The 13,264-nt window shown below is 70.0% G+C and carries 10 protein-coding genes; 8 read left to right on the forward strand and 2 right to left on the reverse strand.

Features of this window, described 5'->3' with window-relative positions:
* Positions 1-174: 174 nt before the first annotated feature.
* The 7 genes from KVT44_RS26135 (at position 175) to KVT44_RS26165 (ending at position 10,319) form a co-directional block, all read left to right on the forward strand.
* A complete protein-coding gene (locus tag KVT44_RS26135; protein ID WP_217569031.1) occupies positions 175-2,196 on the forward strand; it encodes a glycoside hydrolase family 127 protein in 2,022 nt (673 codons plus the stop codon).
* 86 nt (positions 2,197-2,282) lie between these two features.
* Positions 2,283-3,533: an extracellular solute-binding protein gene (locus KVT44_RS26140; RefSeq protein WP_099924813.1), complete on the forward strand. Its 1,251-nt coding sequence runs from the start codon at positions 2,283-2,285 to the stop codon at positions 3,531-3,533.
* 83 nt (positions 3,534-3,616) lie between these two features.
* Positions 3,617-4,594, forward strand: coding sequence for a carbohydrate ABC transporter permease (locus KVT44_RS26145; protein WP_217569033.1), 978 nt, complete (start codon positions 3,617-3,619; stop codon positions 4,592-4,594).
* 56 nt (positions 4,595-4,650) lie between these two features.
* Positions 4,651-5,412 carry a carbohydrate ABC transporter permease gene (locus KVT44_RS26150; protein ID WP_097288672.1) on the forward strand — a complete coding sequence of 254 codons (762 nt, stop codon included), beginning with the start codon at positions 4,651-4,653 and terminating at the stop codon, positions 5,410-5,412.
* Positions 5,413-5,465: 53 nt separating this feature from the next.
* Positions 5,466-7,238: an RICIN domain-containing protein gene (locus KVT44_RS26155; protein ID WP_217569035.1), complete on the forward strand. Its 1,773-nt coding sequence runs from the start codon at positions 5,466-5,468 to the stop codon at positions 7,236-7,238.
* 179 nt (positions 7,239-7,417) lie between these two features.
* Positions 7,418-8,743 carry a serine hydrolase gene (locus KVT44_RS26160; RefSeq protein WP_217569037.1) on the forward strand — a complete coding sequence of 442 codons (1,326 nt, stop codon included), beginning with the start codon at positions 7,418-7,420 and terminating at the stop codon, positions 8,741-8,743.
* An 88-nt stretch (positions 8,744-8,831) separates the two neighbouring features.
* Entirely contained in the window at positions 8,832-10,319 is a 1,488-nt protein-coding gene (locus tag KVT44_RS26165; protein WP_217569039.1) for an MFS transporter, read from the forward strand.
* Between the two features lie 397 nt (positions 10,320-10,716).
* Here KVT44_RS26165 and KVT44_RS26170 read toward each other — a convergent pair whose 3' ends face one another.
* The gene (locus KVT44_RS26170; RefSeq protein WP_180293158.1) at positions 10,717-10,866 is read right to left on the reverse strand and encodes a hypothetical protein; all 150 of its coding nucleotides are present in this window, start codon (positions 10,864-10,866) and stop codon (positions 10,717-10,719) included.
* 186 nt (positions 10,867-11,052) lie between these two features.
* On the opposite strand from KVT44_RS26170, the gene KVT44_RS26175 reads away from it, so the two are divergent.
* The gene (locus tag KVT44_RS26175) at positions 11,053-12,081 is read left to right on the forward strand and encodes an acyltransferase (protein WP_308314115.1); all 1,029 of its coding nucleotides are present in this window, start codon (positions 11,053-11,055) and stop codon (positions 12,079-12,081) included.
* On the opposite strand, the gene KVT44_RS26180 is transcribed toward KVT44_RS26175, so the two are convergent.
* Entirely contained in the window at positions 12,082-13,257 is a 1,176-nt protein-coding gene (locus KVT44_RS26180) for a cytochrome P450 (protein ID WP_217569041.1), read from the reverse strand.
* Positions 13,258-13,264: the final 7 nt, after the last annotated feature.

Below are 13,264 nucleotides of genomic sequence, written 5' to 3' on the forward strand. Positions count from 1 at the left end.
AGAAAAATCTCTTGCCGCGACTCTTGACCCGGCTACCCCACTGCCCTCTACTTCTCGGCAGGAAAAACGGTTGCTCAAACGAGTTCCGAGAACCTCCCGCCTCTCGAGCACGGGGGCCGTCGTGCCCTGCCCCGCAGCCCGGCTCCCTCCCGCCACCACCCCTCTCGGAGAACCATGCCCCGCACAGACTCCGCCCTGCCCTCCCCCACCGACGTCTCGGCTGCCACCGAACAGGGCGCTGCCCCCGTGGGCCCGGTCCGGCTCGGCCCGGACGCCCCCGCCGCGCTGCGTCCCGCCGCCGCGGAGGTGCGCACCGGCTTCTGGCACGCCCGCCGCGAGGTCAACGCGCACACCTCGATCCCGCAGGGCCCCGCTCTGCTGGAGTCCGCGGGAAACCTGCACAACCTGCGCCTGGCGGCCAGCACGGCCCAGGGCGAGTTCCAGGGCAGTTACCCCTTCGTCGACACCGACGTCTACAAGTGGCTGGAGGCCGCCTCCTGGCAGCTCGCCCGCGGCGGGCCGCCGGCTGACGGCGAGGAGAACAGCTCCGACCTGCGTGAACTCGCCGCCGAAGTCGAGCGGATCATCGCCCTGGTCGCCGACGCCCAGCAGTCCGACGGCTATCTCAACACCTGGTTCCAGGTCCGCAAGAACGGTGAGCGCTACCAGGACCTGCGCTGGGGGCACGAGTTGTACTGCGCGGGCCATCTGATCCAGGCGGCGGTGGCCCATCACCGTGCGACCGGTCGCGACGAACTCCTCGTCGTGGCACGACGGTTCGCCGACCACCTCGACTCCGTCTTCGGCCTTCCCGGCAGCGGCAGGCCGATCGACGGCGTCGACGGCCATCCGGAGGTGGAGACCGCCCTGGTCGAGCTGTACCGGGAGACCGGCGAGCGACGCTATCTGGATCTCGCCGGCTACTTCGTCGACCGTTACGGCCACGGCCTGCTCGGCGGCGAGGCGTACTGCCAGGACCGCGTGCCGTTGCGCGAGGCGGTCACCGTCGAAGGGCACGCCGTGCGCCAGTTGTATCTGCTGGCCGGTGCGACGGACGTGGCCACCGAGACGGGCGACGCCGAACTGCGCTCCGCCGCCGAGCGGTTGTGGCGGGCGATGACCACGACCAAGACCCATCTCACCGGTGGTCTCGGGGCGCACCACGACAAGGAGGACTTCGGCGACCCGTTCGAGCTGCCCAACGAACGCGCCTACTGCGAGACCTGCGCCGCCATCGCCTCGATCCAGTGGAGCTGGCGCATGGCTCTGCTCACCGGCGAGGCCCGCTACAGCGACCTGATCGAGCGCACCCTGTACAACGGGTTCCTCGCCGGTGTCTCGCTGGACGGCGAAGGCTGGCTGTACGTCAATCCGCTCCAGGTCCGTGACGGCCACACGGACCCCGGTGGCGACCAGTCGGCCCGCCGTACCCGCTGGTTCCGCTGCGCCTGCTGCCCCCCGAACGTGATGCGGCTGCTGGCCGGACTCGAGCACTACCTCTCCTCGACCGACGCCGAGGGGCAGGGTCTGCAGATCCACCAGTACGTCACCGGCCGCTACCGCGGTGACCTCGCCGGCACGCCCGTCACCGTGTCCGCCGAGACCGACTACCCCTGGCACGGCGCGGTGTCCCTGACCGTCGAGGAGACCCCGCGGGAGCGGCCCTGGACGCTGTCCCTGCGCATCCCGCAGTGGTGCCACGAGTACCGCGTGCGGTGCGGCGACCGGACGTACGACCAGGCCGACGCCCCCGTCACCGACGGCTGGCTGCGCCTGGAGCGCACCTGGGCGCCGGGCGACCGGGTCGTCGTCGAACTCGGCCTGGAGCCCCGCCTCACCGCGGCCGACCCGCGGGTGGACGCGGTCCGCGGCTGTGTGGCCATCGAGCGGGGCCCGCTCGTGTACTGCCTGGAGCAGGTGGACCACCCCGGGGGCGGTCTGGACGACGTCGTCATCGACACGGCGCGGCCGCTCGCCGTGAAGCAGCGGCCTGATCTGCTCGGCGGTGTCACCACCGTCGTCGCCACGGGCCGTCGCCGGGCGGTCCCGGACACCGGCTGGTGGCCTTATCGGTCCGCCGACGCCGACCCGGCCATCGCGCCCTCGGGTGAGTCCGTCGAGCTCACAGCGATCCCCTACTACGCCTGGGCCAACCGGCAGGACGGCAGCATGCGCGTCTGGCTGCCCACCTCCTGACGTCGGCCGACCTCCACGGCCTCCTCCCTGCATCCGTGCACACCCCGTCACCCCGCACGACCACTCATGACAACGAGGTCACCGCAATGCGAAACACCCGCAGAACTCTCCTCGCCGCCTGTGTCGCCGCCGGCACCCTCGCCTCCGTCACGGCCTGCGGGGGTGGCGGTTCGGGTTCCTCCGACTCCACCGGCAAGTCGGCGACGTACACCTTCTGGGACCCGTACCCGCAGTTCGACGCCTCCTCGGACTGGGGCAAGCGCGTCGCCCAGTGCGGTACCTCGGCGGGCGTCAAGATCAAGCGCACCGGCTACGACACCACCGACCTGGGCAACAAGGCGCTGCTGGCCGCCCAGCAGGGCAACGCGCCCGACGTGATGCTCGTGGACAACCCGGTCGTCTCCACACTGGTCGAGGCGGGGATCCTCAACAAGACGAACGACCTCGGTCTGGACACGTCCGCGATCCAGAAGAACATCATCGGCGCGGGCACCATCGACGGCGCTTCTTACGGCGTACCGATCGGCGCCAACACGCTCGCCCTCTACTACAACAAGAAGATCCTGACCGCCGCCCACGTCGACCCCGCCTCCATCAAGGACTGGGCGTCGCTCACGGCCGCCCTGAAGAAGGTCAAGTCGGCCGGGAAGAAGGGCATCACCTTCTCGGCGATCGGCACGGAGGAGGGCAGCTTCCAGTTCCTGCCGTGGTTCTGGGGTGCGGGCGGCGACCTCACCCACCTCGACTCGCCGAAGAGCGCCGCCGCGCTGTCGCTGTGGAAACAGTGGGTCGACGAGGGTCTCGCGCCCAAGGACGTCCTGAACAACACCCAGACCACCAGCTGGCAGGAGTTCGCCACCGGCGACTACGCCTTCGGAGAGAACGGCACCTGGCAGCTCGCCAACGCGGAGAAGGCCGGATTCCCGTACGGGGTCGTCAGCATCCCCGGGCAGAACGGCGGTTCGGCGCCGGTGCCGACCGGCGGCGAGTTCGTCACCGTGCCCGTGCAGCAGGACACCGCGCGCTACGACGTCAGCAAGAAGATCGTCACCTGTCTGACCAGCTCGGAGAGCCTGCTGGCGAGCGACACCGCCCTGACGTACGTCGCGCCCACCGCGACGGTCCAGGCCCAGCAGGTCAAGGCGAACCCGAAGCTCAAGCCGTGGGTGGAGGCCGTGGCCGCCGCGCGTGGCCGTACCAGCGGCGGTCTCGGCACGAAGTACCCCACCATCTCGCAGCCGATGTGGACGGCCGTACAGGCGGCCCTGTCCGGTGGCAAGAGCCCCGAGGCGGCTCTCGACGCCGCACAGACGGCGGCCGGCAAGAGCAAGGGCTGACGCGGCCGGCCAGAGCAAGGGCTGACAGCGCGCGGCACCGCAGGCCGCGTCCCGGACACCGCCACCCGCATCCAGGAGTTCGCATGACCATCGCCCGAGTCGACCGCCGTCCCAAGCGGTCCCCGGCCGTGTCCGGAGCGGCGGGCGACGCCGACCGGCGTGACGTGCCGCCACGACGTCGGCACGGCAGGGACCGGCTGACCGCGCTGGGCTTCCTCGCCCCGCTCGTGGCCTACCTCGCCGCCTTCTACCTCTATCCGCTCTACCGCAACCTCGATCTGAGCCTGCGTGACTACACGGTCCGCTCGTTCGTGGCGGGCGACGCGCCGTTCTCGGGCTGGGACAACTTCTCCCAGGTGCTGAACGACCCGACCTTCGGGCCCGCGCTGCGCAACACGATGGTGTTCACCTTCGTGTCGATCGCGCTCCAGTACGCGGCCGGGCTGACGCTCGCGGTCTTCTTCAACCGGCATTTCCGTCTCTCCACCACGCTGCGGGCGCTGTTCCTCATCCCGTGGCTGCTGCCGCTGATCGTGTCGGCGTCGACCTGGTCCTGGATGCTGAACAGCGAGTCGGGCGTGGTCAATTACGCCCTCCACCTCGTCGGCGTTCCGCCCGTCGACTGGCTGACCTCGCCGCACTGGGCGCTCGCCTCGGTCGTCATCGCCAACGTCTGGATCGGCATCCCCTTCAACCTCGTCATCCTCTACAGCGGTCTGCAGAACATCCCCGGGGAGCTGTACGAGGCGGCCTCGCTGGACGGGGCGAGCGGCCGGCAGCAGTTCCGGCGCATCACCTTTCCCCTGCTGCGGCCGGTCTCCGCGATCACGCTGCTGCTCGGACTGGTCTACACGCTCAAGGTGTTCGACCTGATCTGGATCATGACCAAGGGAGGTCCCGGCGACTCCTCGTCGACGCTGGCGACCTGGTCGTACCAGCTCGCGTTCGGCACCCTGCTCCCGCACTTCGGCCCCGGTGCCGCCGTCGGCAACATCCTCATCCTCATCGCCCTCGTCTTCGGCCTGCTGTACATCCGCGTCCAGAGGAGGCAGGAAGCGTGAAGTCTCCCGCGAGTTCCCGCCGTCACACCGCCGTCGGACTCCTGCTGACCGGGATCATGCTGTTCCCGGTGTACTGGATGCTGAACGTGTCCCTCACCCCGCAGCAGGACATGCGCAAGTCCCCGCCCGACCTGTTCCCGCTGCACCCCACGTTCGAGGGCTACCGGGCCGTGCTGCACGACCAGATGCCCTACCTCGGCACCAGTCTGCTGATCGGCCTCGGCACGGTCGCCGCCACCCTCGTCCTCGCCGCACCGGCCGGCTACTCACTGGCGAAACTCCGCCCCCGCGGCGGCGGCATCATGGGCCTCGCCCTCCTCGTCGCCCAGATGATCCCCGGCATCGTCATGGCGATGGGGTTCTACGGGATCTTCCTCAACCTCGGCCTGCTGAACTCCTGGTGGGGCCTGATCATCGCGGACTCCACCATCGCCGTGCCCTTCGGCGTCATGATCTTCACGGCGTTCATGTCGGGCATCCCCGACGAGCTCACCGCCGCCGCGCGCATCGACGGCGCGGGTACCTGGCGCACCTTCTGGTCCGTCGTCCTGCCGGTGAGCCGCAACGCCGTGGTCACCGTCTCGCTGTTCAGCTTCCTGTGGGCCTGGTCCGACTTCGTCTTCGCCAACACCCTCGACGGCGGCGGCGATCTTCGCCCGATCACCCTCGGCATCTACCGCTACATCGGCAACAACAACCAGGAATGGAACGCGATCATGGCCACCGCCGTCGTCGCGTCCGTACCCGCCGCCGTCCTGCTCGTCCTCGCGCAGCGGTACGTGGCCGCCGGGGTCACCGCGGGCGCGGTCAAGGACTGACCGGGACGTCAGTCTCCCATCCACCTCCTCATCCGTCAGGAGAGCCGCCACCCATGCCTGTTCCGAGATCTCAACCGCGCACGCCCAGAAGGCCGTTCGACCGCACGGCCGCCGCCGTCCTGGCGACGACCCTGGCCGCCGCCGCGACCGTCCTCACCTGCACGTCCGCCCAGGCGGCCCCCACCGCGTCCACGACCCTGGTCGTCAACGCCGCCCAGACGCTGCGGTCCGTCACCCATGTCGCCACGGGCAGCCTCTACGGCCTCGCCGACGCGAGCACCCCGGCCGACAGTCTCGTCCAGCCGCTGAAGCCGAACACCTTCGTCCAGATGGCACCCGGCGGCCACCAGTTGCCCAACGGTGAGCCGAGCCCCGCCGGAGACTCCCTGGTCGTCGCCCCCAAGGCCGCGAGGGCCGGTGCGAAGGTCGTCGTCCGGATGCCCGACTGGTACCCCGACTTCCCCTACAAGTGGGTGAGCTGGAACGACTGGCTGTCCGCCGTCGACACCCAGGTCGCCTCGGTCAAGTCCTCCGGCGCCGGGAACATCAGCGCGTACGAGCTGTGGAACGAGCCCGACTGGACCTGGGACACCACCAACGCCGGTGCTTTCGACGCGGGTTGGGCACGCACGTACAAGGAGGTACGCGCCAAGGACGCCGCCACTCCCATCCAGGGCCCCAGTTACTCGGCGTGGAACCAGAGTTGGATGAGCCAGTTCCTCACCGACGCCAAGGCCAGTGGCACCGTCCCGGACGTCATCGCCTGGCACGAACTCCAGGGCAGCAAGGACATCGCCGCGCACGTCTCCGCCTACCGCTCCCTGGAGAGCGGCCTCGGCATCAGCCCGCGGCCGATCTCCATCGAGGAGTACGCGACACCGAGCGAGATGGGGATACCCGGCGCCCTCATCGGCTACGTCGCCAAGTTCGAGCGGGCGGGCGTCCACGACGCGGAACTCGCCTTCTGGAACCACTACGGAACCCTGGGCGACACCCTCACCGACACCGGCGGATCGCCCAACGGCTCCTACTGGCTCTACAAGTGGTACGGCGACATGTCCGGGAACATGCTCACCACCACTCCCCCGGCGCAGACCGGCATCGACGGCGCCGCCTCGCTCACCGGTGACGGCCGGCAGATCAGCGTGATCTTCGGCGGAGGGACCGGTTCGACAGCCGTCACCGTCAACGGACTCGGCTCCCTGTCCGCCTTCGGTGGCACGGTCCACGTCAAGCTGGAGTACACCCCGTCCAAGGGCCGCACCACGGCCGTCTCCGCCCCGTACACCATCTCCGAGGGCGACTATCCGGTCAGTAACGGCTCCATCACCGTCCCCGTCGCGATGAACGCGTCCGACGGCTACCACCTGGTCGTCACGCCCAGCGGGACGTCCGCCTCGCTCGCCGGGCGCTATCAGATCACCAACAAGAACAGCGGGCTCGCGCTGGACACACGGAGCGCGGGCACCGCACAGGGCACCGCCGTCGTCCAGGCCACCTCGACCACCGGCACCGACCAGAACTGGACGCTGGTGTCGGCGGGTTCGGGCCTCTACAAGATCGTGAACCAGGCCAGTGGTCTGCTGCTCGGCGTCAACGGCATGAGCACCGCCGCCGGAGGTACAGCCCTGATCTGGGGCGACAACGGCACCAGCGACCACCTCTGGCAACTGATCCCCGCCGACAACGGCTACTACAAGATCGCCAACTACAACAGCGGCCTCCTGCTCGGGGTCACCGACATGAGCACCTCCTCCGGCGCCCAGGTCCTCCAGTGGGACGACAACGGCACCGCCGATCATCTGTGGAAACTCACCTCGCGCTGAGTGCCCGGCCGAACGCTCCCGCGCCTGCCGCACACCGCAGGCGCGGGAGCGTCGGCGTGGGCGTGGGCGTGCACCTGTACGAATACCGTGAAATGGTCAAATGAATGGTCCCGAACGGGACCGCGCACCGCTTTTCGGCGTGGTCCCGATCTCAGGGCGCGAAGGCCGTGATGGCGACGATGAGTCCTGCCCGAAAGGCGCGCCGCACCCGTTTCGGCGTGCTCGCGTCTTGTTGCGCCCTCTTGATCGCGAGCTGCTGGGTCACTTCAGGGACGGCAGTCACCACGGCGCTCCCGGACTCGTCGCCCGGCGCCACGAACGCGACCGGTTCCGCTTCCGAGCGGTCGGCGCTGAAGCCGATCGATCCGGCCGCATTCCAATCCACCGTGGACGGCGCCGCCAGGAAACTGTTCGTCCCCGGGGCGGTGGTCCTGCTGCGCACCCCGCAGGGCACGTTCGAGGCGAAGGTCGGCACCACCGATCTGGGCGGCCACACCCCGCCCGACGCGGGCACGCATTTCCGGATCGCCTCCAACACCAAGACCATGACATCGGCGCTGATCATGCTGCTCGCCCAGGACGGCAGGCTTCACCTCGGCGACCCGGTGTCCGCCTATGTCCCGGACGTGCCGGGCGGCAAGCACATCACCATCGCCGACCTGCTGAAAATGCGCAGCGGACTCTACGACTACACGAGCGCCCCCGAACTGGCGGCGACTCTGGACGCCGACCCGGCAAAGGCCTGGACCCCACAAGAGGTACTGTCCATCGCGTTCCGGCACCCACCGGAGTTCCCGCCCGACGCGTCCTACGACTACTGCAACACCAACTACGCAGTGCTGGGTCTGATAGCCGAGAAGGCCGGCGGGCGCCCCTTGGCCCAGCAGTTCCAGGACCGGCTGTTCGGCCCGCTGGGGCTGCGGCGGACCTCACTCCCCGCCGCCGACGACAGCTCCATGCCGGACCGCTTCTCACACGGCTACATGTACGGGGGATCGTCCTACGCGCTGGTCGACAAGCCGTATCCGCCCGAGCTGCAGGCCGCCGCGCGGACCGGGAAACTCCCGCCCGTCGACTACACCCGCCAGAACCCCTCGTACGCCACCGCCGCCGGCGGCGTCATCTCCACGGCGGACGACCTGTCCACATGGATCCGGGCACTGGTCTCGGGGAAGGTCCTGAACCCCACGTACCAGCGGGAATGGCTCCACAGCCCGCAACCCGAGGACCCCAAGGCACCCGACGGGCAGCGATACGGCTACGGCATCAGCTATCAGCGTTTCGGCCCGAACGCCGCGATGTACTACCACGGCGGCGAGCTTCCGGGCTTCAACTCGTTCATCGGCCACGACCCGGCCAACGACGTCACGCTCGTCATCTGGACGAACCTGACCCTGTCACCGGACGGCCGGACCACGGCGAACGCCTTGCTGCCCACCGTTCTCGACGAGATCTACGCGGGATTGTCGCTGTCACCCGCATCGTCCTCCACCGCCACGCGGTGATCTTCACGGACACGCTTGCTTAAGTCAATCAATCTGGATTATGGTTGAGTGAGTTAAGCAAACCGGCTCGCCCGACGGAGGCACGTCCATGTCCGACGCCCTTGCCCGACCCACCGACGCCGAGGGCTCCGCCCCGCCGAGGTCGACCGCCGTGGTCGCGGTTCTGGCCTTCGCCGGCATCGTGGTCTCGCTGATGCAGACCCTGGTCATCCCGATCGTCCCCGAGCTGCCGAAGCTCCTCGACGCCTCTGCGTCGAACACCGCGTGGGCGGTCACCGCCACCCTCCTCGCCGCCGCCGTCGCCACCCCGGTCGTCGGCCGCCTCGGGGACATGTTCGGCAAGCGCCGCATGCTCCTGGTCAGCATCGTCCTGCTGATCTCCGGCTCGGCGGTCTGCGCGCTCAGCGACTCCCTCATCCCGATGATCGCCGGGCGCGCCCTCCAGGGCCTGGCCGCCGCCGTGGTCCCGCTCGGGATCAGCATCATGCGTGACGTACTGCCTTCGGAGCGGCTCGCCGGCTCGACCGCGCTCATGAGCGCCTCCCTCGGCGTCGGCGGCGCCCTGGGCCTGCCCTCCGCGGCCTTCATCGCCGACAACTTCGACTGGCACATCCTGTTCTGGACCTCGGCCGCGCTCGGCGCCGTCGCCCTCGTGCTCGTCCTGGTCCTCGTGCCCGAGTCCAAGGTCCGCACCGGCGGTCGCTTCGACCTGCTCGGCTCCGTCGGCATGGCGGTCGGCCTGGTCTCCCTGCTACTGGCCGTCTCCAAGGGCGCCGACTGGGGCTGGGGCAGCGCCACCACCCTCGGCCTGCTCGCCGTCGCGGTCGTCGTCCTGCTGGCGTGGGGCGTCTACGAGCTGCGCATCGCCAAGCCGCTGGTCGACCTGCGCACCACCGCCCGTCGCCAGGTGCTGTTCACCAATCTCGCCTCGGTGGCCTTCGGCTTCTCGATGTTCGCCATGTCCCTGGTGCTGCCGCAGCTCCTCCAGTTGCCCGAGCAGACCGGCTACGGCCTCGGCAAGTCCATGATGACCGTCGGCCTGGTCCTCGCCCCGCAGGGTCTGGTGATGATGGCGATGGCGCCGCTGTCCGCCGCCCTCACCAAGGCCAAGGGCCCCAAGGCCACCCTGATGCTCGGCGCCGTCATCGTCGCCGCGGGCTACGGCCTCAACATCGTGCTGATGTCCGAGGTCTGGCACCTCATCCTGGTCTCCTGCATCATCGGCGGCGGCGTCGGGTTCGCCTACGGCGCCATGCCCGCCCTCATCATGGGCGCCGTGCCCGCCTCCGAGACGGCCGCCGCCAACAGCCTCAACACCCTGATGCGGTCCATCGGTACGTCGTTCGCCAGCGCCATCGCCGGTGTCGTCCTGGCGCAGATGACCACCGGCTTCGGCACCGCCGCCCTGCCCTCGGAGAACGGTTTCAAGGTGGTCATGGCCATCGGTGCCGGTGCGGCCCTCCTCGCCCTCGCCCTCGCCGCCTTCCTGCCCGGCCGACGGGCGACGGGCTCGGCGACGCCGGTGGCCGGTGGGCCGGCCGAGCGGCCCGCGGAGGTCTCCGGGGCGAAGTCGTAGCGGTCACGGACGCGGGGTACGGGCCTGCCGTACCCCGCCGACCCAGGTCCAAGGCGGTCGCCGCCCCTGTTCCCCGGGGCGGCGACCGCCTTGGTGCTTCCGTGGGGTTCGCGGCGTCGCCCCGGCCTCCCCGAGTGGCTTGGAGACCCGCTGCGCGTTGCCGACGGGCCCCTTCCCTACGGGACGGTGGCCCGTGGTGCGCTCACCACCGGTCTGCCGGGCGGCTTGTGCGGTTCCTGACCGCGCTGCTGATCGGGGCCGGAATGCGACCGCCCGTGCCCGTGTGGCCCTGGCTCCCGGTCACCGCGGCGTCGACCGCCGCGCTCACGGCGATCGTGCCGACCCACTCCCGCGCCGGCGCCCCAGCGCTCGGTACGCGACGCGGTCCCCGTGCGTGTCACAGTCCATCGGCCATCCCGTTGCCCGAAGGTGTCCCGTCCACCGTCGAATGGAGGGTGACCCAGCGTCCGACCAGGCGTTCACACCTTGACATGGCATCGCAGCGGCCGACGCCCATCACCAGATCGAACGGCAATTCGACACGCATACTTACCGGCTCCTCGGGGAACACGCGTCGACGACAACCACCCCAAACATGCCCAGTTCACCACCCCAGTCCCCCAGCGAGCACCTCTCCTTGACCAACACAGGCGGTCCCATCGTGAGCAAGTCTTCCTTCGCCGAGCCGGAGCAATCCGAATCGCCGGTCCGATCGAAGACTCACCACCGCGAGGTGACCCATCCCGGTCCACTGCCCTCCCTCACCGGTCTGCGCTGGGTGGCGGCCCTTCTCGTCTTCTGCCTGCACACCCGCAATCTGGGCTACTTCAACGGGCAGGCCCGTCACTTCGCCGACTGGGGCTTCGGGGCGGGCTCCACCGGGGTCTCCTTCTTCTTTCTGCTCTCCGGCTTCGTCCTCGGCTGGTCCGCCCGGTCCGACGACCGCCCCACGGCCTTCTGGCGCCGCCGCTTCGCCCGCCTCTACCCCGTCCACCTGGTCACGGCCTGTATCGCGGTGTTCGTCATGGGCATGGGCAAGCCGGCCGGCAGCGCGGCGAATCTGCTCCTCGTCCACTCCTGGTGGCACCCGTGGTGGCAGACACTCGACCCCGTCAGCTGGTCCCTCGCGTGCGAGGCGTTCTTCTACGCGACCTTCCCCGCGTTCGCCCTGCTGCTGCGGCACGCCGGGGCCCTCACCGCGACCGCGCTCGCCGGCGCGAGCGTCCTGACCGTGCTCATCCTGACCCGGGCGGACCTGCATCTGGGGGTCGGCCGCACCCTGTACTCCTTCCCCGCCGCCCGGCTGCCGGAGTTCGTCCTCGGAGTCGCCGTCGCCCGCCTCGTGCTCCTCGGCCGCTGGCGCGGCCCCGGCCTGGAGGCGTCGGTGGCCCTGACGATCATCGGCTACTTCCTGGTCTCCCAGGTCGGCGGATCGTACGCCTGCGTCGCCTGCACCTTGGTCGGTTTCACCTGCCTGATCCCCGCGGCCGCCCTCGCCGACGTACGCGGCCTGCCCAGCTTGTGGCGACATCCGGCCCTCGTCCGACTGGGTGAACTCTCCTTCGCCTTCTACATGGTCCACCTGCTCGTGCTGCGCGCGGGGCAGCACCTGTTCAAACCGTCGCCGATCGGCGCGATCAGCGCCTTCGCGGTGTCCCTGGCACTCGCCTGGCTCCTGTACGAGTACGTGGAGGTACCCGCCCGGCGATGGCTTCTGCGGCCCTTCCTGAGATCCCCGCGACGCTCCCCGGTGTCACGCTGATCAGGCGGGGCTGTCCCACAGGACGTGCAGGGTGGGCGGCTTGCGGAAGACCAGCCCCTGCGGAGTGACCGGATGGGCCGGGTCGAGGCGCAGGGCGGGGAGGCGTTCGAGCAGGCGCTGAAGGGCGATACGGGTCTCCAGTCGGGCGAGGTGCGCGGCGAGGCAGTAATGCGGGCCATGTGCGAAGGCCAGCTGGAGACGCGCGTTCTCGCGGCGGACGTCGAACCGGTCGGGATCGGGGAAGACGGCCGGGTCGCGGTTGGCGCCGGCCAGGGAGACGGTGACCAGGTCACCCCGGCGGATCGTGGCCGGGCCGAGGACGGTGTCACGGGTGGCGTACCGGTCCACGACCGCCGCTCCGGGTTCGAGGCGCAGCGATTCCTCGATCGCGCCGTCCAGCAGGCCGTCGTCATCGCGGACGAGGGCGAGTTGGCCGGGGTGTCGCAGCAGGTGCAGCAGCGCGTTGGTGATCATCGCCTCGGTGGTCTCTATCCCGCCGAACATCAGCACCGCGGCGTTGGACGCCACTTCGGGCAGCGCCAGTCGCTCGGCGGCGGAGCCGAGGAGCGACGCCGCGCCCGGGTCGGCGACGGTGGCCTCGACGGCGGCCCTCAGCCGCGCGTACGCCTCGGCGCCCGCGGGTGCCGCCTCGTGTCCTGCGGTGATGTCCGAGACCGACCGCACGATGGAGTCGTACCAGGAGAGCACCGTGTCCGCGGTGGTGCCGACCAGCCCGAGCGCCTCGGTCACGACGGCGACGGCGAGCGGGCCGGCGAAGGCGCGTCGCAGTTCGACGGCGCCCGCCGGTTCCAGCGCGGTGATGAGCCGGTCGGTCTCCCGCTCGATGAACGAGGCGAAGCCGTCGCGTACTTCCCTGGGGCGGAAGGAAGCGGTGAAGGGCTCCCGGTGGCGTGCGTGCTCGTCACCGTCCAGGGACAGCATGCTCGGGCCGACGACCTGTGCGGTGGAGAACCGGGGGTCGTCGACGGTGAAGGTCGCGGGGTCCCGCATCACGTTCAGCGCGAGATCGCGGCGGGTCACCAGCCAGCCGTCCAGCTCGGGCAGCCAGGAAACGGGCTCGTGGGCACGGAGTCGCGCCAGGCGCGGATGCGGATCCGCGGCGAGTTCGGCGAGTGTGGTCGCGGCACCGAGCGGGAAGGAGCCGACGGCGCTCATCGCAAGC

It is taken from the genome of Streptomyces sp. GbtcB7 (assembly GCF_019091445.1).
Classification (GTDB): domain Bacteria; phylum Actinomycetota; class Actinomycetes; order Streptomycetales; family Streptomycetaceae; genus Streptomyces; species Streptomyces mirabilis.